The 22,130-nt window shown below is 68.8% G+C and carries 22 protein-coding genes and 1 tRNA gene; 14 read left to right on the top strand and 9 right to left on the bottom strand.

Going from position 1 to position 22,130, the window contains the following annotated elements:
- Positions 1-31 precede the first annotated feature (31 nt).
- From H4W30_RS28155 to H4W30_RS28145, 3 genes are all read left to right on the top strand, one after another.
- Positions 32-1,975: a fumarate reductase/succinate dehydrogenase flavoprotein subunit gene (locus H4W30_RS28155; protein ID WP_192745573.1), complete on the top strand. Its 1,944-nt coding sequence runs from the start codon at positions 32-34 to the stop codon at positions 1,973-1,975.
- Complete coding sequence (locus H4W30_RS28150) at positions 1,972-2,724, top strand: succinate dehydrogenase/fumarate reductase iron-sulfur subunit (protein WP_192745572.1); 753 nt, start codon at positions 1,972-1,974, stop codon at positions 2,722-2,724. Before H4W30_RS28155 ends, H4W30_RS28150 begins: the two co-directional genes overlap by 4 nt.
- Before the next feature lie 312 nt (positions 2,725-3,036).
- Positions 3,037-3,108, top strand: a tRNA-Glu gene (locus H4W30_RS28145).
- Positions 3,109-3,255: 147 nt separating this feature from the next.
- On the opposite strand, the gene H4W30_RS28140 is transcribed toward H4W30_RS28145, so the two are convergent.
- The 5 genes from H4W30_RS28140 to H4W30_RS28120 form a co-directional block, all read right to left on the bottom strand.
- The gene (locus H4W30_RS28140) at positions 3,256-3,699 is read right to left on the bottom strand and encodes a class I SAM-dependent methyltransferase (RefSeq protein WP_192745571.1); all 444 of its coding nucleotides are present in this window, start codon (positions 3,697-3,699) and stop codon (positions 3,256-3,258) included.
- Between the two features lie 121 nt (positions 3,700-3,820).
- A complete protein-coding gene (locus tag H4W30_RS28135; RefSeq protein WP_192745570.1) occupies positions 3,821-4,729 on the bottom strand; it encodes an amino acid ABC transporter permease in 909 nt (302 codons plus the stop codon).
- Positions 4,726-5,421: an amino acid ABC transporter permease gene (locus tag H4W30_RS28130; RefSeq protein WP_219153394.1), complete on the bottom strand. Its 696-nt coding sequence runs from the start codon at positions 5,419-5,421 to the stop codon at positions 4,726-4,728. The genes H4W30_RS28135 and H4W30_RS28130 overlap by 4 nt, the downstream gene beginning before the upstream one ends.
- An 86-nt stretch (positions 5,422-5,507) precedes the next feature.
- On the bottom strand, positions 5,508-6,368 hold the full coding sequence (locus H4W30_RS28125; RefSeq protein WP_192745569.1) for a glutamate ABC transporter substrate-binding protein: 861 nt from the start codon (positions 6,366-6,368) through the stop codon (positions 5,508-5,510).
- Positions 6,369-6,423: 55 nt separating this feature from the next.
- The gene (locus H4W30_RS28120; protein ID WP_173426348.1) at positions 6,424-7,152 is read right to left on the bottom strand and encodes an amino acid ABC transporter ATP-binding protein; all 729 of its coding nucleotides are present in this window, start codon (positions 7,150-7,152) and stop codon (positions 6,424-6,426) included.
- Positions 7,153-7,548: 396 nt separating this feature from the next.
- Here H4W30_RS28120 and H4W30_RS28115 point away from each other — a divergent pair, with 396 nt between their 5' ends.
- Complete coding sequence (locus H4W30_RS28115) at positions 7,549-8,238, top strand: response regulator transcription factor (protein WP_185927233.1); 690 nt, start codon at positions 7,549-7,551, stop codon at positions 8,236-8,238.
- Positions 8,239-8,242: 4 nt separating this feature from the next.
- The gene (locus tag H4W30_RS28110) at positions 8,243-9,646 is read left to right on the top strand and encodes a sensor histidine kinase (RefSeq protein ID WP_192745568.1); all 1,404 of its coding nucleotides are present in this window, start codon (positions 8,243-8,245) and stop codon (positions 9,644-9,646) included.
- Here H4W30_RS28110 and H4W30_RS28105 read toward each other — a convergent pair.
- Positions 9,636-10,547, bottom strand: a complete 912-nt coding sequence (locus tag H4W30_RS28105; RefSeq protein WP_192745567.1) for a TAXI family TRAP transporter solute-binding subunit — start codon at positions 10,545-10,547, stop codon at positions 9,636-9,638. The two genes, H4W30_RS28110 and H4W30_RS28105, sit on opposite strands and share 11 nt — an antisense overlap.
- A 49-nt stretch (positions 10,548-10,596) precedes the next feature.
- On the opposite strand from H4W30_RS28105, the gene miaB reads away from it, so the two are divergent.
- Together miaB and H4W30_RS28095 are read left to right on the top strand one after the other, a co-directional pair.
- A complete protein-coding gene (gene miaB / locus H4W30_RS28100; RefSeq protein ID WP_043848691.1) occupies positions 10,597-12,078 on the top strand; it encodes a tRNA (N6-isopentenyl adenosine(37)-C2)-methylthiotransferase MiaB in 1,482 nt (493 codons plus the stop codon).
- On the top strand, positions 12,075-12,536 hold the full coding sequence (locus tag H4W30_RS28095; protein ID WP_192745566.1) for an Rv2732c family membrane protein: 462 nt from the start codon (positions 12,075-12,077) through the stop codon (positions 12,534-12,536). Before miaB ends, H4W30_RS28095 begins: the two co-directional genes overlap by 4 nt.
- A 160-nt stretch (positions 12,537-12,696) precedes the next feature.
- On the opposite strand, the gene H4W30_RS28090 is transcribed toward H4W30_RS28095, so the two are convergent.
- The gene (locus H4W30_RS28090; RefSeq protein WP_192745565.1) at positions 12,697-13,149 is read right to left on the bottom strand and encodes a hypothetical protein; all 453 of its coding nucleotides are present in this window, start codon (positions 13,147-13,149) and stop codon (positions 12,697-12,699) included.
- 246 nt (positions 13,150-13,395) lie between these two features.
- Positions 13,396-14,709 (bottom strand): DUF349 domain-containing protein, encoded by a 1,314-nt coding sequence (locus H4W30_RS28085; protein WP_192745564.1) that lies wholly within the window; start codon positions 14,707-14,709, stop codon positions 13,396-13,398.
- Between the two features lie 246 nt (positions 14,710-14,955).
- Here H4W30_RS28085 and H4W30_RS28080 point away from each other — a divergent pair, with 246 nt between their 5' ends.
- Genes H4W30_RS28080 through dapF form a run of 3 tightly spaced genes read left to right on the top strand, consistent with a single transcriptional unit; the run spans position 14,956 to position 17,379 of the window.
- Positions 14,956-15,645 (top strand): class III extradiol dioxygenase subunit B-like domain-containing protein, encoded by a 690-nt coding sequence (locus H4W30_RS28080; protein WP_192745563.1) that lies wholly within the window; start codon positions 14,956-14,958, stop codon positions 15,643-15,645.
- Positions 15,642-16,544 carry a tRNA (adenosine(37)-N6)-dimethylallyltransferase MiaA gene (gene miaA, locus H4W30_RS28075; protein ID WP_192745562.1) on the top strand — a complete coding sequence of 301 codons (903 nt, stop codon included), beginning with the start codon at positions 15,642-15,644 and terminating at the stop codon, positions 16,542-16,544. Before H4W30_RS28080 ends, miaA begins: the two co-directional genes overlap by 4 nt.
- Positions 16,545-16,554: 10 nt before the next feature.
- On the top strand, positions 16,555-17,379 hold the full coding sequence (gene dapF, locus H4W30_RS28070; RefSeq protein WP_192745561.1) for a diaminopimelate epimerase: 825 nt from the start codon (positions 16,555-16,557) through the stop codon (positions 17,377-17,379).
- Here dapF and H4W30_RS28065 read toward each other — a convergent pair.
- The gene (locus H4W30_RS28065) at positions 17,376-18,620 is read right to left on the bottom strand and encodes an MFS transporter (RefSeq protein ID WP_192745560.1); all 1,245 of its coding nucleotides are present in this window, start codon (positions 18,618-18,620) and stop codon (positions 17,376-17,378) included. The genes dapF and H4W30_RS28065 overlap by 4 nt on opposite strands.
- 61 nt (positions 18,621-18,681) lie before the next feature.
- On the opposite strand from H4W30_RS28065, the gene H4W30_RS28060 reads away from it, so the two are divergent.
- The 4 genes from H4W30_RS28060 to H4W30_RS28045 all read left to right on the top strand — a co-directional run bounded on the left by H4W30_RS28060 (position 18,682) and on the right by H4W30_RS28045 (position 22,125).
- A complete protein-coding gene (locus tag H4W30_RS28060) occupies positions 18,682-19,179 on the top strand; it encodes an ArsR/SmtB family transcription factor (protein WP_192745559.1) in 498 nt (165 codons plus the stop codon).
- Positions 19,180-19,222: 43 nt separating this feature from the next.
- On the top strand, positions 19,223-20,656 hold the full coding sequence (gene hflX, locus H4W30_RS28055) for a GTPase HflX (protein ID WP_192745558.1): 1,434 nt from the start codon (positions 19,223-19,225) through the stop codon (positions 20,654-20,656).
- 8 nt (positions 20,657-20,664) lie between these two features.
- A complete protein-coding gene (locus H4W30_RS28050; RefSeq protein ID WP_192745557.1) occupies positions 20,665-21,000 on the top strand; it encodes a hypothetical protein in 336 nt (111 codons plus the stop codon).
- Positions 21,001-21,111: 111 nt separating this feature from the next.
- Entirely contained in the window at positions 21,112-22,125 is a 1,014-nt protein-coding gene (locus tag H4W30_RS28045; RefSeq protein ID WP_192745556.1) for an SdiA-regulated/phytase-like domain-containing protein, read from the top strand.
- The last annotated feature ends 5 nt before the right edge of the window (positions 22,126-22,130 follow it).

Raw genomic sequence — 22,130 nt, 5'->3', positions numbered from 1 at the left:
CCCGGCGACAAGCTTCGAGGTGGCTCTTTTCATGACCGAGGTCGAACGGCTCAACTACGACGTGGTGGTGATCGGTGCCGGCGGTGCCGGTCTCCGCGCGGTCATCGAAGCCCGTGAACGTGGCTTCAGCGTCGCGGTGGTGTGCAAATCGCTCTTCGGCAAGGCGCATACGGTGATGGCCGAAGGCGGCTGCGCGGCGTCGATGGGCAACGCGAACTCGAACGACAACTGGCAGGTGCACTTCCGCGACACCATGCGCGGCGGGAAGTTCCTCAACAACTGGCGGATGGCCGAACTCCACGCCAGGGAGGCGCCGGACCGGGTCTGGGAACTGGAGACCTACGGCGCCCTGTTCGACCGCACGGCCGACGGCCGGATCAGCCAGCGGAACTTCGGCGGGCACACGTACCCGCGCCTGGCGCACGTCGGCGACCGCACCGGGCTCGAACTGATCCGCACGATGCAGCAGAAAATCGTTTCGCTGCAACAGGAGGACTTCAAGGAGACCGGTGACTACGAGGCGAGGATCAAGGTCTTCGCCGAGTGCACGATCACCGAACTGCTGACTGATAGCCCGGGTCCGGGTGCCCCGGAAGGACAGAGCCGGATTTCGGGCGCCTTCGGGTATTGGCGCGAGAGCGGCCGGTTCATCCTGTTCGAGACGCCGGCGGTGGTGCTCGCCACCGGCGGCATCGGCAAGTCGTTCAAGGTCACGTCGAACTCGTGGGAGTACACCGGTGACGGCCACGCGCTGGCGCTACGGGCCGGGGCGAAGCTCATCAACATGGAGTTCGTCCAGTTCCACCCGACCGGCATGGTCTGGCCGCCGAGCGTGAAGGGGATCCTGGTCACCGAAGGCGTCCGCGGTGACGGCGGGGTCCTCAAGAACACCGAGGACAAGCGGTTCATGTTCGAGTACGTTCCCGAGGTCTTCAAGGGGCAGTACGCGGACAGCGAGGAAGAAGCCGACCGCTGGTACACCGACGCCGACAACAACCGGCGCACCCCGGATCTCCTGCCGCGGGACGAGGTGGCGCGCGCGATCAACTCCGAGGTCAAGGCCGGCCGGGGATCGCCGCACGGCGGGGTCTTCCTCGACATCGCCAGCAGGCTGCCCGCGGAGGAGATCCGCAAGCGGCTGCCGTCGATGTACCACCAGTTCAAGGAACTCGCCGACGTCGACATCACCAAGGAGCCGATGGAGGTCGGCCCCACCTGTCACTACGTGATGGGCGGGATCGAGGTCGACCCGGATACCGCGTCGTCGAGCGTGCCGGGGCTGTTCGCCGCTGGGGAGTGCTCGGGCGGGATGCACGGCTCGAACCGGCTCGGCGGCAACTCGCTGTCGGATCTGCTGGTCTTCGGCCGTCGTGCGGGCCTCGGCGCCGCGTCCTACGTGTCGGAACTGAAGGACCGCCCCAAGGTCAGTCAGTCCGATGTGGACGCCGCCGCGGCGATGGCGCTCGCGCCGTTCGACCCGCCTGGTGACGGCGTCGAGGAGAACCCGTACAGCCTGCACACCGAGCTGCAGCAGTCGATGAACGATCTGGTCGGCATCATCCGCAAGGCGGAGGAGATCGAGCGGGCGCTGGAGAAGCTCGGGGAACTGCGCGAGCGGATCAAGCGGGTCACCGTCGAAGGGCACCGGCAGTTCAACCCCGGCTGGCATCTCGCCGTCGATCTGCGGAACATGCTGATGGTCAGCGAATGCGTGGCGCGGGCCGCGTTGATGCGGACCGAGAGCCGGGGCGGGCACACCCGCGACGATCACCCGGGTATGGACGCCCAGTGGCGCAACAAACTCCTGGTCTGCTCGGCCACACCGGGCGACAACCCGGTGGTGCCGGAGATCGGCATCGAGGTCAAGGAACAGACCCCGCTGCGACAGGACCTGCTGGAGCTTTTCGAACTGTCCGAGCTGGGGAAGTACTACACCGACGAAGAACTGGCCTCGCACCCCGGGAGTCCGGCATGAGCTACAAGGCGAGTTTCCGGGTCTGGCGCGGTGACGCCGATTCGGGGGAGCTGCAGGACTACAGCGTCGAGGTCAACGAGGGCGAGGTCGTCCTCGACATCATCCACCGGTTGCAGGCCACCCAGGCCTCGGACCTGGCGGTGCGGTGGAACTGCAAGGCGGGCAAATGCGGATCCTGCTCGGCGGAGATCAACGGCAAACCGCGGCTGCTGTGCATGACCCGGATGTCGACCTTCACCGAGGACGAGGTCATCACCGTGACCCCGATGCGGACGTTCCCGGTGATCCGCGACCTGGTGACCGACGTGTCGTTCAACTACACCAAGGCCCGCGAGATCCCGTCGTTCACGCCGCCACCTGACCTCAAGCCGGGGGAGTACCGGATGCAGCAGGTGGACGTCGAGCGCTCACAGGAGTTCCGCAAGTGCATCGAGTGCTTCCTGTGCCAGAACACCTGCCACGTGGTGCGTGACCACGAGGAGAACAAGGAGGCCTTCGCCGGCCCCCGGTATCTGATGCGGATCGCCGAACTCGAAATGCACCCCCTCGACGTCGCCGACCGGCGTGACGAGGCGCAGGAGGAGCACGGGCTCGGCTACTGCAACATCACCAAGTGCTGCTCGGACGTATGCCCGGAGGGCATCCACATCACCGACAACGCGCTGATCCCGATGAAGGAACGCGTCGCCGACCGGAAGTACGACCCCATCGTGTGGCTGGGGAACAAGCTTTTCCGGCGGGACAAGTAGTCACCTCTCGTGAGTGGTAAGGACGGTTCTAACCGTCCTTACCACTCACGAGCTAAATCGGTTGCCGCCGCCCCTATGCCTGTCGCACACTTACCGCACACCGACCAAGGAGGACACATGACGCGACGTTGTTACGCCATGTTCCTTGGCATGGAAGAGAAACACGGCTCCACGCCGCCGTCCTAGCCGGACGTCGCACACGTGGAGCCGCCCTTCGGGAAACCGAACGGGCGGCTTTTCTTTTGGTGACCCTGAATTTCTGGAACGAAGCAGTCCGGTGCGCGGCGCGCGCCGGACTGTGTTCCAGGCCAAGGCGCGTTGGTCCAGCGGAAGGGATACCGGGTTTTCACCCCGGTGACGTGGGTTCGACTCCCACACGCGCTACGCCCCGGCACGGCGGGGAAATCTGTTCCGTCGTACCGGTGCGGCGGTGTGGGGTCCGTGTGTCCCATACCGCCAGACGCGCACGGTCCGGCGACCGGCCGGGATTCATAGCCCCGGCCAGCCTGGCTCGACACCAGGGTGCGCGACTCAGCCCGTTTTGCGGGCGCTGTGCACGTCGCCGCTTTCGTGGCGGCGCAGGACGATGTCCTGGAAACCGTTGTCCCGCAGGCCTTCTTCCAAGTTGAGCCCGTTCGTGGCGACGACCACCAGCAGCCCGCCCGTCACCAGGCTCACGGCGACGCGACCGAGCGGCTCAGGAGACTCCAGGAAAGCCAGCACGATGTCGAAGACGCCCATCACCGGCAGCCGGGCGAGCTGGTGGACCTCGTACGAAACCCCGACGGGGTCGCGTTCCTCTTCGCGTTGCGCGACCGCGATCAACGTCTGATCCGCGTCGACGCCGACCACGCGGCGAGCGCCCTCTTGTCGCAACAGGCGTGGATAGCGGCCATCGCCGCACCCGACGACCAGGACCGACCTGCCCGCCAGGTCCGGCAGCGCTTCGAGCAGCGTCGCGGCCTGGTCCGCCATACGGCCGACGCTAGCCGAGCGGCCGCTGTCCCGACAGGACCAAGAGGCCTATCCCGAATTACATGAAGGCCCCCTTCCTGTACCTGGGCGCAAGGAAGGGGGCCTTCATGTACTTACGGAGCTACAGCGACCGACCGGTGTTGAAGTCGGTGGCGTCGACGACGGACGCGGGTGCGTCGTGCACCGGCTTGGCGCCCTTGGGCGCCTTCTTCCGCCGCGCCAGCTTGTTCTCCAGCCACGACGCGAACCAGCTCAGGAGCAGGTTCAGCACGATGAAGATGATCGCGATGACGATCAGCGTCGGGATCGTGTTGCCGTAGAGACCGGTGAGCGGCCCGGAAGCCCGGATCAACTCGTCGAAGTTGATGGTCAGCTGACCGGCCAGCGCGGTGTCCTTGAGGATGACGACGAGCTGGCTCACCAGCGCGGGCAGCATCAGGGTGACCGCCTGCGGCAGCAGGACGGTCATCATGATCTGGGTCTTGCGCATGCCCAGCGCGGACGCGGCCTCGCCTTGGCCCTTGGGCAGCGACAGGATCCCCGCGCGGAACACCTCGGCCATGACCGAACCGTTGTAAAGCACCAGTCCGGTCACCGCGGCGAACAGCGGGCGGATCTCCGCGTCGATGTCCGTGTAGAAGGAGTAGAACGCGGCCGCGAACACCATCAGCAGCAGCACCGGGATCGCCCGGAAGAACTCGACGACCGCGCCGACCGGGACCCGGATCCACTTGTGGTCGGACAGCCGGCCGATGCCCAGCAGCGCACCGATCGGCAACGCGATCACGATCGACAGGCCGGCTGCCTTCAGGGTGTTGAGCAGGCCAGGAAGCAGGAACTGGGTCCACGTCGCACCGTCGACGAAGGGTTTCCAGAGCGCACCCGCCCATTGGCCCTTCTCGTCGAAGCCCACGTAGATGTAGTAGACGACCAGCGCCAAGACGAGGACGAAAAGGACGCTGTAGAGCCAGTTCCGTGCCCGCGCCTTCGGGCCGGGGATGTCATAGAGAACGGTCTGCGTGCTGCTCATCGCTTGACCTCGACCTTCTTGGCGACCCAGCCCAGCAGCAGGCCGAGGGGGAGGACCAGGATGACGAACCCGACGGCGAAGAGCAGGAAGACCAGGAGCAGCGAGTCGGACTCGTTCTCGATCATGTCCGACATCAGCAGCGACGCCTCGGCGACACCGATGATCGACGCGACCGTGGTGTTCTTCAACAGCGCGATCATGACGTTCGCCAGCGGCGCGATCACCGACCGGAACGCCTGCGGCAGCACGATCAGGGTCAGCACCTGGACGAAGCCGAGCCCCAGCGCGCGGGCCGCTTCCGCTTGGCCGACCGGGACGGTGTTGATACCCGACCGCAGCGATTCACAGACGAACGTGGCGGTGTAGGCGACGAAGCCGAGGATCGCGAGCCGGAAGGCGTTGTCCTCCAACGACGTCGTCGACTCCGACGAGGCCAGGTTGAGCCCCAGGGTGGAGGACAATCCCAGCGAGGTGAAGACGATGATCACCGTCAGCGGGGTGTTCCGGAAGATGTTGACGTAGGCGGTGCCGAACGCCCGCATGATCGGAACCGGGCTCACCCGCATCCCCACCAGGATGGTGCCCCAGATCAGGGAACCGATCGCGGAGAAGAAGGTGAGCTTGATCGTCATCCAGAAGGCGCCGAGCAAGTCGTAATTGGGATTGTCGAGGAAATCGAACAAGGTGCTCAACCCAGCCTCGGTATGGGAACGGTGCGCCGCGGTACACGGCGCACCGTTCGATTCCTTCAGTTCAGCGGCTCAGCGAGAGCCGGGTGTCAGGAGATGGCCGGGGGCTCGGGGATCTTGTAGCCCGACGGGCCGACGTTCTTCTCCAGAGCGGCCTTCCACGCGCCGTCCTGCTGCATCTTCTTGATCGCGTTGTTGATCGCGGTGATGCTCTCGTTGTCGTCCTTCTTCAGGCCGACGCCGTACTTCTCGTCGGTGAAGCCCTTGCCGACCAGCTTCAGCTTGCCGGGCTGCTGCGCGGCGTAGCCGCCCAGGATGACGTCGTCGGTGGTCATCGCGTCGACGGTCTTGTTCAGCAGCGAGGTGACGCAGTCGGTGTACTTGCCGCGCTCTTCGAGCTGAACCTCCTTGGCGTACTTCTCCTTGACGTTCTGCGCCGGGGTCGAACCCTTGACCGAGCAGAGCTTCTTGTTGCCGGTCAACGACTCCGGGCCGGTGATGTCGGTGGAGTCGGCGCGGACCAGCAGGTCCTGGTGGGCGATGAAGTACGGGCCCGCGAAGGAGACCTCGTTCTTGCGCTTGTCGGTGATCGAGTAGGTGGCGACGATGAAGTCGACCTCACCCTTCTTGATCAGGTCCTCACGCTGCGCGGACTGCGCTTCCTTCCAGGTGATCCCCGACTCTTCGACGCCGAGCTCCTTGGCGATGTACTTCGCCACGTCGACGTCGAAACCGGCGTAGGTGCCGTCGGCCTGCTTCTGGCCGAGACCGGGCTGGTCGAACTTGATGCCGATGACGAGCTTCTTGTCGCTCTTGGCCTTCGCCACCACGTTCTTGGCGCCGCTGGAGCCGCTGCCGGCGTCCGACCCACCGCCGCCACCACAGGCGGAGAGGGCGAGACCGGCCGCCACGACGGCCGCGCTCATTCGCAGAACTCGGTTCAACCGCATTGTTCTCAGTTTCCTTCCGAATCTTGTCCAGCCATACCGGCCGGCGGGGAAGACCTCAGTGGGTCAGGATCTTGCCGAGGAAGTCCTTGGCACGATCCGTCTTCGGCTTGGTGAAGAACTCGTCCGGGGTGGAGTCCTCGACGATCTCGCCGTCGGACATGAACACCACCCGGTTCGCCGCGCGCCGCGCGAAGCCCATCTCGTGGGTGACGACGAGCATCGTCATCCCGTCCTTGGCGAGCGTGGTCATCACGTCGAGGACTTCCTGGACCATCTCCGGGTCCAGTGCCGAGGTCGGCTCGTCGAACAGCATCACCTTGGGGCGCATGGCCAGCGCGCGGGCGATCGCCACACGCTGCTGCTGCCCGCCGGAGAGCTGCGCCGGGTACTTGTCGGCCTGGTTGGCGATACCGACTCGTTCGAGCAGGTCCATCGCGGTCTTGCGGGCCTCGGCCGAGTTGACCTTGCGGACTTTCATCGGCGCGAGCATGACGTTCTCGACGATCGTCTTGTGCGCGAACAGGTTGAACGACTGGAAGACCATGCCGACGTCGGCACGCAGCGCGGCCAGCGCCTTTCCCTCGGCGGGCAGCGGAACGCCGTCCACCGCGATCTCACCGGAGTTGATGGGTTCCAGCCGGTTGATCGCCCGGCACAGCGTCGACTTGCCAGACCCGGACGGCCCGAGCACGACCACGACCTGCCCGCGCGGCACCTCGAGGTTGATCTCCTTGAGCACGTGCAGGTCGCCGAAGTACTTGTTCACGGCGGCCGCCTTGATCATCGGCGCCGCCACCTCCGCGGTCATCTGGCCTCCAGGAGCGTTCGTTTGCAGGGGACTGCGGGGTCAGGCACCACGCGATGGCGGAAACCTACTCCCGTCGGACCGCTTGTAAAGACGGCTTGACCAATACTTAGGGTTTCAAGTCCGTATCGTTCTCAAGCCACCGGACGGCCCGGTCCACCTCTGTCCGGCGCTGATCAGCCTAGACAAAGCGGGGGTGCCTCGTAACCGGGGTCACAGCAGATCTGTGACGCATCGTGACCATTACGGGGTGCAGTGGATCCCTCACAGGGCCATCCGGCCCAGCGGTACGGGCAGCGCGAGAGGTGACTCACCCCATAGAGTCGTTCTTCAAGTCGTCGCGGTGGCGGTGACGGCGTGAAAGGGAAAACACGGGTGCGGGTACTGCTGGTGGAGGACGACGACCGGGTCGCGGGTGCCCTGACGCCCGCGCTGACCCGGCGCGGCCTGACGATCAAACGCCTCGCCTCCGGCGCCGGGGTGCTCGATCTGGTGCACGAGGTCGACGTCGTGCTGCTCGACCTGGGGCTCCCCGACATCGACGGGATCGTGCTGTGCCGCCGGATCCGCGCGGTCAGCGACGTCGCGGTGATCGTCGTTTCGGCGCGGGGCGAGGTCGACGACCGGATCCAGGGGCTGCGGTCCGGCGCCGACGACTATCTGGTCAAGCCCTACGACGTCGACGAGCTGGTCGCCCGCGTCGAGGCCGTGCGCCGTCGCCGCGGGGAACGGCCAGCCGCGCCCGAACCGCCGGGCGTCATTCGGGCGGGTGACGTCTCGGTCGATATCGGGCGCCATGAGGTGCAGGTCGACGGGCAGCCGGTTTCGTTGTCCCGCAAGGAATTCCAGGTGCTCGCGCTGGTGGTCACCGCCCGCGGCGCGGTCTGCGCCCGTGATCACGTGCTGAACGAGGTCTGGGGGCACCGCGGCCCGGCGGAGAGCCGGTCGCTCGACGTCCACGTCGCCACCCTGCGGACCAAACTGGGCAGGCCCGCGCTGATCGAGACCGTCCGCGGCGTCGGGTACCGCCTCGGCGGCGCCTACGGTCCGGCCGAAGAGGGCTGAGCCGGTGCGCGTCCGCCTCCAGGCGATCGTGCTGACGCTGGTCGCGGCGCTCGTGTTCGGCCTCGGCATCCCGCTCGCGCTCAGCGTGGCGGCCAGTGTGCAGCTCGACCTCTTCCTCGACCGTCTCACCGACACCTCCCGGTTCGCGTCGCTGGCCCAGCGCCCGCTGGTGGAGAACCGGCCGGACCTGATCGTGGACGAGCTCCACCGCTACACCGAGGTCTACGACGTGCCGGTGGCGATCGTCGACCAGGACGGCGAGGCCGTGGCGGGCGGGCCCGGCGAGGTGGGGATCGAGCTCAAGGACCCCGTCATCGCCTCCCATCTGCAGCAGGCGCTGGCCGGGCGGCGTTCGGAACCCGGACCGCTGCTGATGCCGTGGAACACCGAGCCACTGGTGCTGGCCGAGCCGATCCTCATCGACGGCGAGGTGCGGGGCGCGGTCATCACCGTCTCCTCGACCGGCAAGGCCCGCACCGAACTGCTGTGGTGGTGGGTGCTCATCGCGGCGGGCGCGGTGCTGGCGTTCGGGCTCGCGCTGCTGGTCGCGGTGCCGGTGGTGCGCTGGATCCTGCGCCCGGTCCGGCGGCTCGACGACGCCACCGGTGAGCTGGTCGCCTCCGTGGTCAGCGGTCGCGAGGTCAAACGGGTGGGGGAGACCGGCGGGCCGCCGGAGCTGCGGCAGCTCGAACGGTCCTTCGACCGCATGGCCGCCAGCGTCGACGAGGCACTGTCGGCGCAGCGCGCGTTCGTCGCCGACGCCTCCCATCAGCTGCGGAACCCGTTGACCGCGTTGAAGATCCGGCTCGGCAACCTCGACGGCCACGTCGACGACGACCTCGCCGCGGCCGACCTCGAAGCCGCCGTCGTCGACGCGCGACGGCTCAACCAGATCCTCGACGAACTCCTCTCGCTGGCCCGCGCCGAGGCCTCGGGCGGCGAACTGGTGCCGGTCGGTCTCGACGAGGTGGTCGGCGCCCGGGTCGCCGACTGGACGGTGGTCGGCGCGGCTCGCGACATCACGCTGGTGGCGACCGGGCTGGGCGGCGGGCTGCGGGTGCTCACGCCGGCCCGCGGCCTCGAAGTGGTCCTCGACGCGCTGCTGGACAACGCGCTCAAGTTCACCGAGCCGGGCACCGAGGTGCGGGTGGACGTCACCACCACGGACGGGAAGGTCGACATCGCCGTCCGCGACCACGGCCCCGGCCTGCGCGAAGACGAGCTGGACCGCGCGGCGGACCGGTTCTGGCGCAGCACCGCGCATCAGAACGTGCCCGGATCCGGCCTCGGCCTGGCGATCGTCACCGAGATCCTGGCCCGCTCGGACGGTTCGCTGCGGCTCGGCTCACCCGAAGGCGGCGGCCTTCAGGTGACCGTGACCCTGCCTCTAAACAGTGCTAGTCCTTGAGTGATCGGAAATAGCGCAGCGCGCCGGGATGCAGCGGCAGGGGAGAGGTCTCGATGGCGGGATGGATGTCGATCGACAACGCCGCGCCCGCCGCCTTGACCAGCTGAGCCCGCGCGTCGAACAGCCCGCGCACCAGCGCCTCGGCGAGGTCGTCGTTCATCGACGCCGGCACCACCAGGAAGTTCGGCAGCACGAGCGTGGTCACCGGCGACGGCAGGTTGTAGGCCGTCACCGGGATGGTCGCCGTCCGGTACACCGGGCTGGTGGCGCGCAGCGCGTCGGCGAGATCGGTGATGTCGAGCAGCCGCAGGCCGACCGTGTGCACCTTCTCGGTGATCGACGGCGTCGGCAGGCCACCCGACCAGATGACGGCGTCGATCTGCCGGTTCTCCAGCGCGGGCAGCGCCTCGGGGAGGCCGAGATTGCGCCGGTCGATCGCGCCGGTCAGCCCCGACGCCTTCAGCAGCTGCTTCGACAGGAACTCGACGCCCGAATCCGGCGAACCGATCGCGACCTTGTGCCCGCGCAGCTGCGCGAACGACTTGATCGACGAGTCGGCACGGACGATGACGTGCAGATAGTCGTCGTGCACCCGGGCCAGCGCGGCCAGCCCGGCGGTGTCGTCGGCGGCCACGTCGGCCGCCACGAACGCGACGTCGGCCTTCCCCGCCCGCACCCGACCGACGTTGTCGGGCGAGCCCTGGGTCTCCTGGATCACCGGCCGCTCGGTGTCCAGTTGCGCGGCCCACGCGTCGGCCAGCGCCTCGGCCAGTTTGTCGTAGACGCCGCCGTTGAGCCCCGCCGCGATCCGCACCTTCGTCCCGGAGAGATCGGGCCCGCACCCGGTGACCAGGGCACAGACCACGGCGAGCACCACCGCGAGCACCCCTGGTCTCCTCATGAGGGTCGATCGTGCCATGTAACCCCGCCCGCGTACCCTCGAAGGCGAGATGAGCGCGCGCACTTACCAGATCCGCACCTTCGGCTGCCAGATGAACGTGCATGACTCCGAACGTCTTGCCGGGCAGCTCGAGGACGCCGGCTACGTTCCGGGTGACGGCGAGGCCACACCCGACCTGATCGTGTTCAACACCTGCGCGGTGCGGGAGAACGCGGACAACAAGCTGTACGGCACCCTCGGCCATCTGCGCCCGCAGAAGACGGCGAAGCCGGACATGCAGATCGCCGTCGGCGGCTGCCTCGCCCAGAAGGACCGCGGCGAGATCGTCAAGCGCGCGCCCTGGGTCGACGTCGTCTTCGGCACGCACAACATCGGTTCGCTGCCGACGCTGCTGGAGCGCGCGCGGCACAACGCCGAGGCCGAGGTCGAGATCCTCGAATCGCTCGAGACCTTCCCTTCGACGCTCCCGGCGAAGCGCGATTCGGCGTACGCGGGCTGGGTGTCGATCTCGGTCGGCTGCAACAACACCTGCACGTTCTGCATCGTCCCGGCGCTGCGCGGCAAGGAACGCGACCGCCGCCCCGGCGAGATCCTCGCCGAGGTCGAGGCGCTCGTCGCCGAAGGCGTGCTGGAAGTGACCCTCCTTGGCCAGAACGTGAACTCCTACGGTGTCGAATTCGGCGACCGGCTCGCGTTCGGGAAGCTGCTGCGCGCCTGCGGTTCGGTGGACGGGCTGGAACGCGTCCGGTTCACCTCGCCGCATCCGGCGGCGTTCACCGAGGACGTCATCGACGCGATGGCCGAGACGCCGAACGTGTGCCACCAGCTGCACATGCCCCTGCAGTCCGGGTCGGACCGGGTCCTGCGCGAGATGAAGCGGTCCTACCGTTCGGCGCGTTACCTCAAGCTCCTCGACCGCGTGCGCGAGTCCATGCCCGACGCCGCGATCACCACCGACATCATCGTCGGTTTCCCCGGCGAGACCGAGGAAGACTTCCAGGCGACGCTCGACGTCGTCGCGCAGGCGCGGTTCTCCAGCGCGTTCACCTTCCAGTACTCGATCCGGCCGGGCACGCCCGCCGCCGAGATGGACGGGCAGCTGCCGAAGGAGGTCGTGCAGGAGCGCTACGAACGGCTCGTGAAACTGCAGAACGACATCTCCTGGGACGAGAACAAGAAGATCGTCGGACGGCGCGTCGAGCTGCTGGTGGCCTCCGGCGAGGGCCGCAAAGACACCGAGACCCAGCGCATGAGCGGACGTGCGCGGGACGGCAGGCTCGTCCACTTCACGCCGACCGGGCCGCTCGTGGACCGTTCGGTGCGGCCCGGCGACGTCGTCGAGACCGTGGTGACCTACGGCGCTCCGCACCATCTCGTCGCCGACGGCGACCTGCTGTCGCACCGCCGCACCAAGGCGGGCGACAACTCCGAGGCCGGGCTGCGGCCGAAGACCAACGGCGTGACGCTGGGCCTGCCGGGCTTCGGTGCCCCGGCCGTCACGCCGGAACCGGTGAGCGGGTGTGCACTGTGACCGAACCGAAGATCGACGAACTCGCCGCCGAGATCGACGAAGTCGGCGAACGCGCGGCCAAGACGATCGAACTGGGCAGGCGCGGGTTCACCATCGCCGTGCTGGTGTTCGTGCTCCTGGTCGCCCAGCTGCTGCCCTGGGTCGGCGAGCACGCCGGCTGGGAGGTGCTGCTCGGCAGGGGCGGCGGGATCCCGCAACTGTTCGCCGCGACCTCCACCGGGGTCGGGGTGTTCGTCTCCGCCGTCACGCTGGTGACCCGGCGCTGGTGGCTGGCCTGGGTCTGCGCCGCGGGCGGCTGGTTCGCCTCCGTCGACGGAATGCTCGCGATCTGGTCCCAGCAGTCCTCGAACGCGACCGGCGCGGTCGGTGGCGGTCCGGGCTTCGGGCTGATCGTCGCCTGGATCGCCACCGTCGCGCTGGCCATCTACTGGATGCGGGCCGCGTTCTCGCGGAGCTAGGCCGTGTCCTGCAAGTCTTGTTCGCGGTCTTCGTGCCCAGGCGGCCCCTGACGGCACGGGCGGACGCGGCCGAGTACGACCCGGTACGAGGCCGATCCGCCCGCACCGCCAGGAACCACCTGGATCACGAAGCCCATCGAACAGACCTGCAGGACACGACCTAGCCGACCCGCAGGGTGAGGTTGCTGGACGTGTACGCGCTCGCGTAGAGCGTCGTTTCCGGGTGATAGGCCCTCAGCGTGACCACCGCGCTGAAGGAGAAGCTCAGCTTCAGGGAGAACGTCGAGTTGGGCCGGCAGGTCGTGTCGGCGATGTTCACCCAGACACTGCCCTGAAGCTGCTGGACGATGATCGCTTCGAGGCTGTCCGTGCCGTCGGCGCCTTCCTGTGCCTGCAGAGTCCCCTTGAGGGTGACCTTCTCGTTGACCTTGACCTGCTTCTTGCTGAGCGAGGCGTCGAGCTTGACCTTCTTCTTTCCGGCTTCGGAGGAGGCCGGGAGCGGTGCCGGGGAACCGGTCGCCGCCGCGGCCGGGGCGAGCCCGGCCACCAGAGCACAACTGATCGCCAGGGCGGCGAACGCCCGGCGTACTGGGGGAATCAGTGTCTGGTTCATGATCGAAGTCGACCACGGTTGAGCGCGGAGAGCGCTCGAATACGCGCGAACGTGCGACGCGTCCCTCCACAGTGGAGTGATGCGCGCCGGCGATGCGAAAGCCACTTTCGCAACCTTCAACGTTGCGAAAGTGGCTTTCGCGACCTCCGTAGCCGGCGCGAAGGCGACCGCCTGCGATCCAAGCGCGTGAAGGCCCCCTTCCCTCGGCTCAGCCGAGGGAAGGGGGCCTTCACGCGCATTTGAGACCTACCGGTCCGCGATGGCAGCTTCCGCCGCCTCGAGCCACTCACGCCACTGCGCGGCCTGCTCGTCCGCCTTCTTCGCGCGCCGTTCGTCGCCCGCCGCACGGGCCTTCGCCGCCTGCGACTCGAACTGCTCGACCCGCTCGCGGAACTGCGCCGCCCTGGCCTGCGCCTCCGGGTCGGTCCGGCGCCACTTGCTGTCCTCCGCCGCCTTGATCGCGTCCTGCACGGCCTTCAGCCGCCCGTCCAGTTCGCGGATGCGCTCACGCGGGACCTTGCCGATCTCGTCCCACTGGTCCTGGATACGCCGCATGTGCTGCTTCGCCGCGTCGAGGTTGGCCGCCGGGTCGATCTTCTCGGCCTCGACGAGCAGCTCTTCCTTCTGCTGCGCGTTGGTCGCGAATTCGGCGTCCCGCTCGGAGAACACCGCGGACCGCCGGGCGAAGAACTTGTCCTGCGCCGCGCGGAAACGCTGCCAGAGCGCCTCGTCGCTGTCCTTGGGGGCGCGGCCGGCGGCCTTCCACTCGGTCATCAGGTCCTTGTAGCGGCCCGCCGTCTCGCCCCAGTCCGACGACTCCGAGAGCGCTTCGGCCTCGGCGATCAGCTCTTCCTTGCGGTGCTTGGCGCCCGCGCGCTGCTTGTCGAGCTCGGCGAAATGCGAGCCCCGACGCCGGTTGAACGCCTCACGGGCCTTGGAGAACCGCTTCCACAGCTCGTCGTCGGTCTTGCGGTCGACCCCCTTGACGGTCTTCCACTCGTCCAGGATGGCGCGCAGCCGGTCGCCGGCGGCCTTCCACTGGGTCGACTCGGCGGCGAGCTTCTCGGCCTCGTCGGCGAGGGCCTGCTTGCGGACGACGGCGGCCGCGCGGGCCTCCTCGCGTTCCTGCTTGGCCGCGGCCAGTGCCTTCTCGGCGTGGGAGATGACCTGCTCGATGCGGCCGCTCAGCGCGGCGATGTCGCCGACGACGGCGGCTTCGGCCAGGCCGTCACGCAGCTGGGTGGCCGTCGCCAGGGCGTGCTTCGGATCGCCCGCGCCGGACTCCAGCCGCGTCTCCAGCAGCTCGACCTCGGTGCGCAGGTCGTCGAAGCGGCGCGCGTAATGGAGCAGGCCCTCGTCCGGGCTCCCGGCCTGCCAGACACCGACCGCGCGCTCGCCGTCGGGTGTGGTGACGTAGACCGTTCCTTCTTCGTCGACCCTGCCCCAAGCGGACGGGCTGGGCTCGGCGGGCGGCACGGGGGGTGCGGGGTGCCCGCCACCGAGCGCGTGCGGTACCGGGTGCGGTGCCGGGGTACCGGTGGACGTGTTCTCCTGGGCCATCGCAGGCTCCTTATCGCCTGTACGCCCGCTGGCGCGGGCGCCCCGCCTAGCGGCGGGGCCGGGTAATGCGTTGCCGTCTTGCTTCGGGGGCTTCAACCCCTTGCGGCATTCAAGCAGCTCAGCGTCCACCGTGGAACCGGATGAACCACCAGAGGGCAGTGATCCTACTTCCGGTGGACCCCCTGTGTCGGTCGGTTGCCGGACAGTTTCCGGTCTCCGGAGGCGGGGAAGGTAACGTCGGCGGCCGTGATCCGCCGTGTCGCCGTGCTCCCGCAACCCCCGCTGCTCATCCCCGAACTCGCCGCCGGAGCCGCGGACGAGTGCGCCGAGCTGCGCGAAGCCTGCCTCACCGCCGCGAGGCGCCTGACGGCCGTTTCGCCGGATTGGGCCGTCGTCGGCGCGGCCGCGGGGGCGCCCGAGGTGCCGGAGCACGCGAGCGGGTCTTTCCGCGGCTTCGGCGTCGACCTCGGAGTCTCACTCAGCCGGGTGACGGCGCCCGAGACCGAGCTGCCGTTGCCCGCGCTCGTCGCCGGCTGGCTTCGCGAGCAGGGCGGCGCGTCGTCCGTCCGAGTCCGCCTCGTCGACCCCGCCACCCCCTCCGACCAGTGCGAACACTTCGCCCGCGGGCTGGGAGAGCACGCCGCGGTGCTCGTCCTCGGCGACGGTTCGAGCCGGCACGGCCCGCGTTCCCCCGGCGGTGAGGACGAGCGCGCGGGGGATTTCGACGCCGGGATCCGTGACGCGCTGGCCAAGGCCGACACGGGCGCGCTGTCCGCGCTCGACCCGGCCTTGGCGGCCGAACTCGGGGTGGGCGGCCGCGCGCCCTGGCAGGTTCTCGCCGGGCTCGCGGCGGACGGGGACTGGACCGCCGAGGTCCTCTACTCCGCCGCGCCGTTCGGCGTCGGCTACCACGTCGCGGTCTGGGACCACGCGTGATCCGGCCGGTCGCGGTCGTGGGGCCCACGGCGACCGGGAAGACCGCGCTGGCGGTCGACCTGGCCCTCACCCTCGGGGGTGAGGTGGTCAACGCGGACGCGTTGCAGTTGTACCGCGGGATGGACATCGGGACGGCCAAGGCGACCCCCGAAGAGCGGCGGGGCGTGCCGCATCACCTCCTGGACGTCCTCGACGTCACCGAGACGGCGTCCGTCGCCGCGTACCAGCGCGACGCACGTCAGCGCATCGAAGAACTCCTCGACGCCGGACGCGTGCCGGTCCTCGCCGGCGGGTCGGGTCTCTACGTCCAAGCCGTGCTCGACGACCTCAAGTTCCCGGGGACCGATCCGGAGGTGCGCGCCAGGCTGACCGCCGAGGCCGACGAAATCGGCGTCGCCGCGATGCACGCCCGGCTCACGGAACTCGACCCCGTGGCCGCCACGGCCATCCTGCCGACCAACAGCAGGCGGATCGTGCGCGCGCTGGAGGTCATCGAGATCACCGGCGAACCGTTCTCGGCGAATCTGCCGAAACCGGGGCCCGCGCGCTACGACACGGTCCTGATCGGCATCGACCGCGAGCCTGCCGAGCTCGACGCCCGCGTCGATCGCCGCGTGGAGCTCATGTTCGAAGCGGGACTCGTCGACGAGGTCCGGACGTTGCTGGGCCAGGGGCTTCGCGACGGGCTCACCGCATCGAGGGCACTGGGCTACCAGCAGGTGATCGCCGCCATCGACGGAGACGGCGATTTCCAGGCCGCGTCCGAGGCCACCGCGCAGGCCACCCGGAGGTTCGTGCGGAGGCAACGTTCCTGGTTCCGGCGGGACAAGCGGATCCAGTGGTTCGACGGCGGTTCGGAGCGGCTGGCCGAGCGCGTCCTCGAAGCGACGGCCCAGTAATCTTGGGGCCATGGGCGGCATCGAATTCCTTAAGGGACACGGCACACAGAACGATTTCGTGCTGCTTCCCGACCCCGACGGCCGCCTCGAGCTGACCGAAGCGCGGGTGGCGGCGCTGTGCGACCGCCGGCGTGGTCTCGGCGCCGACGGTGTGCTCCGGATCGTGCGGTCGGCCGCACTGGGTGCCGAGTCCGGCGGCGAATGGTTCATGGACTACCGCAACGCCGACGGGTCCATCGCGGAGATGTGCGGCAACGGTGTCCGGGTCTTCGTCCGTCACCTGGTCGATTCCGGGCTCGTGTCCGAGCGCGACTTCGTCATCGGCACCCGCGCCGGCGACCGGCCGGTGCGGATGCACGCGGACGGATCGGTGACCGTGCAGATGGGGCCGGCGACGATCACCGGTACCTCGGTCACCGTGGTCGCGGGGCAGCCGTTCTCCGGTGTCGCGGTGAACGTGGGCAATCCGCACCTGGTGTCGGTCGTCGAGGACGACGTCGACGTGCTCGACCTGCGCGACCAGCCCGACTTCGACTCCGACGTGTTCCCGGAAGGCGTGAACCTCGAGTTCATCAACCTGCTGGGCGACGACGCGCTGAAGATGCGCGTCCACGAACGCGGCGTCGGCGAGACGCGCTCCTGCGGCACCGGCACGGTCGCCGCGGTCGCCGCCGCGCTGCACCTCGCCGGAACCGACACCGGTGAGGCGACCGTCGACATCCCCGGCGGCCGCGTGGTGGTCGAGGTCCGCCGCGGTGGGTCCACGCTGACCGGCCCGGCGGAGATCGTCGCGCGCGGCGAACTCGACGAAACCTGGTGGGCCGGGCTCGGTTAGCCGACCGCGATCGGCTCCTTGGGAAGGTCGCGAAGCTTCCGGATCGGGGAGAAGACCACCCACAGCATCGCGACCGCCTCTCCGGCCGCGGCGAACCACAGCGTCCCCCGGACCCCGATCGCCTCACCCAGCACGCCGCCGACCAGTCCGCCCAGCGGCAGCATGCCCCACACCACGAAGCGCACGCTGGCGTTCATGCGGCCGAGCAGCCGGTCCGGGCAGACGGCCTGCCGGTAGGACACCTGGGCGACGTTGTAGACGATGATCCCGAACCCCGCGATCGCCAGCGCCGCGGGGAACAGCACGATCCGCCAGCCCGGCGCGGCGAGCGGGAGCAGCAACTGGAACGGCCAGGTCAGCAAGGGGACGAACCAGATCGAGCGGGCCTGCCCGATCCGCCGGGTGATGCGCCCGGCCAGGATCGCCCCGATGATCCCGCCGACGCCACCGGTCGCCAGCACGACACCGATGATCGCCGGTGGCAGGCCGAGTTCCCGGTTCAGGAACAGGATCTGCACGGTGGTGAAGGCGCCGTTGGCCAGGTTGGCCGTCGCGGTGCAGGCGACGATCGAGCGCAGGGCCGCGTCGGTGAAGACGAACCGCAGTCCCTCGACGATCTGGGGGAGCAGCTTCGCGTCTTCCTGTTGCTCGGGGACTTCTTCGACGGTGCGGATCCGCAGCAGGCACAGCGCGGAGGTCAGGAAGCCCACGCCGGTCATCAGCACGGCGTTGGCCGCGCCCGCCAGTTGCACGAGCCCACCGCCGACACCCGGTCCGGTCAGGAACGCGACCGACTGACTGGCCTGGAGTTTCGCGTTGCCTTCGAGCAGGTGTTCCCGGCCGACCAGAGACGGCAGATACGACTGGTAGGCGACGTCGAAGAACACCGTCGCGACGCCGACGAGCGTGGCGACCACGATCAACTGCGTCAGCGACAGCACGCCCGCCCACCAGGCGACCGGGATGGTGAGCAGCAGCGCGGCACGGACGAAGTCGGCCCGCAGCATCAGCGCCCGCCGCCGCATGCGGTCCACCCACACCCCGGCCGGCAGCCCGATGATCAGGAACGCGATCGTCTCGGCGGCGGTCAGCAGCCCCATCTCGAACGGCGTCGCGGCCAGCACGGTGGCCGCGAGCAGGGGAATCACGGTGTGCCCGGCGAAAGCGCCCATCTGGCTGGCCGTGTCGCCCGCCCAGAGCCGCCGGAAGTCCGCATGGAAGAAGAGGGAATCTCTGCGCACGACGCCACCTTGGCGCGAGTGATTGGAAACTGTCAATCACTTTCGGCTCTAGGCTGTCCCCGTGCCCACTCCACGACGTGCCGCCACCGAGGCCGAGATCGCCGCCATGGCCTCCGGAATAAGGCTGCGCATCATCCGGTTGACGTACTCGGAGGCGCTGACCAACAAGGAACTCGCCGAACGGCTCGATCGCGACCCCGCGACGACGCTGCACCACGTGCGCAAGCTCGTCGACACCGGGTTCCTCGAAGCGCTCCCGCCGAGACGCGGCACGCGCGGCGCGAAAGAAATTCCGTATCGCTCGACCGGGTTGTCCTGGCATCTTGATTCCCGCGACAGGGGGATCGATCAGGCGATCTTCGAGGCCTACCTGGCCGAGATCGCCGAGGTGGGATTCGACGAGGTGCAGCAGACGCGCCTGGTCGTCCAGGTACCTGACGAGCAGATCGCCGAGTTCGAAACCCGGCTGATGGAGCTCGTCGACGACTTCATCTCCCGGCCGGTCGACCCGGACGCGAAACGCACGGCCATCTACCTGTCGAAGTATCCCAGCAGGTAATGAATTCGGTCCCGCCGCCGAAACGTGGGACCATGGAGGCACGATGACGGAACTGACACACAACGATCTGAACGACGACATGGACCCATCGACCGGCGAACTGGAGCTCGAGGACCGCGCCTCGCTCCGCCGGGTAGCGGGCCTGTCCACCGAACTCGCGGATGTCACCGAGGTCGAATACCGGCAGTTGCGCCTGGAGCGCGTCGTTCTGGTCGGTGTGTGGACCGAGGGCAGCGCCCTCCAGTCCGAGGCCTCGCTCGCCGAACTCGCCCGGCTGGCCGAAACGGCAGGCTCCGAGGTGCTGGAAGGCCTGGTGCAGCGGCGGATCCGCCCGGATCCCGCCACCTACATCGGCTCGGGCAAGGTCAAGGAGCTTCGCCAGATCGTGGCGGCCACCGGTGCCGACACGGTGATCTGCGACGGGGAGCTCTCGCCCGGCCAGCTGCGTCAGCTGGAGGAGAAGGTCAAGGTGAAGGTCATCGACCGCACCGCCCTGATCCTCGACATCTTCGCGCAGCACGCCCGCTCCAAGGAGGGCAAGGCGCAGGTCGAGCTGGCCCAGCTGCAGTACCTGATCCCGCGGCTCCGCGGGTGGGGTGCGGCGCTGTCCCGGCAGGCCGGTGGCCGCGCGGGTGGCGCCAACGGTGGTGTGGGTCTGCGTGGTCCTGGTGAGACGAAGCTCGAAACCGACCGGCGGCGGATCAACAAGCGCGTGTCGAAGCTGCGCCGCGAGATCGCCGCGATGGACACCATCCGCGAGACCAAACGCGGTCGACGGGTGGCCAACGAGGTGCCGAGCGTCGCGATCGTCGGCTACACCAATGCCGGCAAGTCGAGCCTGCTCAACGCGCTGACCGGCGCCGGGGTGCTGGTGGAGGACGCGCTGTTCGCCACGCTGGACCCGACGACCCGGCGGGCGCAGACCCCCGACGGCCGCACCTACACGCTGACCGACACCGTCGGTTTCGTCCGGCACCTGCCGCACCAGCTGGTGGACGCGTTCCGCTCGACGCTGGAGGAGGCGGCGAGCGCCGACCTGCTCGTGCACGTCGTCGACGGTTCCGACCCGACGCCGGAAGAGCAGGTCAACGCGGTGCGCGAAGTGCTCGCCGAGATCACGAAGCGCCGTTCCGAGCCGCTCCCGCCGGAGCTGCTGGTGATCAACAAGGCCGACGCCGCCGACGAGGTGTCGCTGGCCCGGTTGCGGCACCAGCTGGCCGGTTCGGTGCAGGTGTCGGCGCGGACCGGTACCGGGATCACGGAGCTGGCCGAGGTGATCGCGGAGCGGCTGCCGAGGCCGGAGGTCGTGGTCGAGGTACTGATCCCGTACTCGCGAGGCGAACTCGTCTCCCGCGCCCACGCCGACGGCGAGGTGCTGGAGGAAGAGCACGTCGAGACCGGGACGCGCCTGGTCGTCCGCGGCAGGCCCGAACTGGCCGCGGCGCTGAGCGACTTCCAGACGAACTCGGCTCTGTAAGCAAGTACGTGAAGGCCCCCTTCATTGCGTTGGACGCAGTGAAGGGGGCCTTCACGTCGTTCGATGCAGTGGAGGCCCTCATGCGTGAATCCGCGCCGGTGCCGACGCGTGCTGAGGTGCGAAAAGTGCTGGAGGACCTTGCGACCGGTGCGGTCACACGCGCGGAAGCCTCCGATTGGGCCCGCCCGTGGATGGTCGAAGACGCCCGCCGGGTCGATGACGCCTTGGTCTGGGACGCGCTGGACTGGTTGTTCGGTGCCGATCTGATGACCTCGCCTGCCGGCTATCTGCACGGTCCGGTCGATTTCCAGGCCTGGCTGATCGAGTTCGACGCCCGCGGCTGAAAGTGGCCTTCGCGACATTCCGCCCCATCTCGGCGTCCGCACCGAACTGCGCGCGGTCCCGGACGTCTCCGTAGTGTGGGGCTTCAGGGGTTCCACGGTTCGGAGGTGGATGTGCGGGGGATTGTCGCGGCCGCGGTCGTGCTGGCGGCGTTCATCGGCGGGACGGCTCCCGCCATGGCGCAGGAGGTCCCGGCGCCGCAGCCGGTGTGCAAGAACAGCGAATCCCGGCTCGGTGAACTGTCCGGACTGGTCTCCGACGGCGAGCACCTGTACGCCCTCAACGACGGCGGCACCAAGACGCAGGTCTTCGTCCTCGGCCGCGACTGCAAGGTCCAGAAGGTCATCTCGGCCGCGACGGATCCTTACGACCCCGAAGACCTCGCCCGCACCGCCGACGGCACCTTCTGGCTTTCCGACACCGGCGACAACCGCAAGAAGCGGGACACGGTCGCGCTGATCTCGCTGACCCCCCAGGGCAAGGCCACGCTGCACCGGCTCACCTATCCCGACGGCCAGCACGACGTCGAAGCGCTGATCATGGACCGCTCGGGCACGCCGTACCTGATCACCAAGGACGTCTTCGGCGACGCGAAGGTGTACCGGCCGACGGGGCCGCTCGCGAGCCCCGGCCCGACCCCGCTGGAGAGCGTGGGTTCGTTGCAGATCAAGGAGACCTCGACGCCGGGCGGACCCGTCGGGTCGATCGGATCGATGACGGTGACCGGCGCGGCCTCGATGGCCGACGGCTCGGTGGTCGCGTTGCGTACCTACACCGACGCCTACCTCTACGCCGTCACCGACGGAGACCTCAAGAGCGCGCTGCAGCGCGAACCCGTGCGCGTGCCCTTGCCGAACGAGAAGCAGGGCGAGGCGATCGCCTTCGATCCGGACGGGACGCTGCTGTCCGGCGGGGAGGGCGTCGGGGAGCAGATCCGGGCGGTGAAGGGCGCGGCCGCGCTCGCCGTGGACGCGGCGAAGTCCGAGGGCAGCACGTCGGGCGGGACCTCCGCGGCCGGTGGCTCTGGCCAGGGGTCCGGCTTCCCGTACGTGCAGGCTGGGATCGCCGCGGTCGTCGTGATCGGCGGCCTTCTGCTGGTCGGCAGGCTGCGCAAGCGGCGCGCCTGACCGGG

It is taken from the genome of Amycolatopsis roodepoortensis (assembly GCF_014873915.1).
GTDB lineage: Bacteria > Actinomycetota > Actinomycetes > Mycobacteriales > Pseudonocardiaceae > Amycolatopsis > Amycolatopsis roodepoortensis.
Note: the sequence above shows the minus strand (reverse complement) of the source record. Positions and strands in the feature narration are given on the sequence as shown.

What these genes read in the sequence shown, in the direction of transcription:
- H4W30_RS28155 (WP_192745573.1), top strand. Translation starts at nt 32, where the DNA reads ATGACCGAGGTCGAACGGCTCAACTACGACGTGGTGGTGATCGGTGCC.
- H4W30_RS28150 (WP_192745572.1), top strand. Translation starts at nt 1,972, where the DNA reads ATGAGCTACAAGGCGAGTTTCCGGGTCTGGCGCGGTGACGCCGATTCG.
- H4W30_RS28140 (WP_192745571.1), bottom strand. Translation starts at nt 3,699, where the DNA reads ATGGCGGACCAGGCCGCGACGCTGCTCGAAGCGCTGCCGGACCTGGCG.
- H4W30_RS28135 (WP_192745570.1), bottom strand. Translation starts at nt 4,729, where the DNA reads ATGAGCAGCACGCAGACCGTTCTCTATGACATCCCCGGCCCGAAGGCG.
- H4W30_RS28125 (WP_192745569.1), bottom strand. Translation starts at nt 6,368, where the DNA reads ATGCGGTTGAACCGAGTTCTGCGAATGAGCGCGGCCGTCGTGGCGGCC.
- H4W30_RS28120 (WP_173426348.1), bottom strand. Translation starts at nt 7,152, where the DNA reads ATGATCAAGGCGGCCGCCGTGAACAAGTACTTCGGCGACCTGCACGTG.
- H4W30_RS28105 (WP_192745567.1), bottom strand. Translation starts at nt 10,547, where the DNA reads ATGAGGAGACCAGGGGTGCTCGCGGTGGTGCTCGCCGTGGTCTGTGCC.
- miaB (WP_043848691.1), top strand. Translation starts at nt 10,597, where the DNA reads ATGAGCGCGCGCACTTACCAGATCCGCACCTTCGGCTGCCAGATGAAC.
- H4W30_RS28090 (WP_192745565.1), bottom strand. Translation starts at nt 13,149, where the DNA reads ATGAACCAGACACTGATTCCCCCAGTACGCCGGGCGTTCGCCGCCCTG.
- H4W30_RS28085 (WP_192745564.1), bottom strand. Translation starts at nt 14,709, where the DNA reads ATGGCCCAGGAGAACACGTCCACCGGTACCCCGGCACCGCACCCGGTA.
- dapF (WP_192745561.1), top strand. Translation starts at nt 16,555, where the DNA reads ATGGGCGGCATCGAATTCCTTAAGGGACACGGCACACAGAACGATTTC.
- hflX (WP_192745558.1), top strand. Translation starts at nt 19,223, where the DNA reads ATGACGGAACTGACACACAACGATCTGAACGACGACATGGACCCATCG.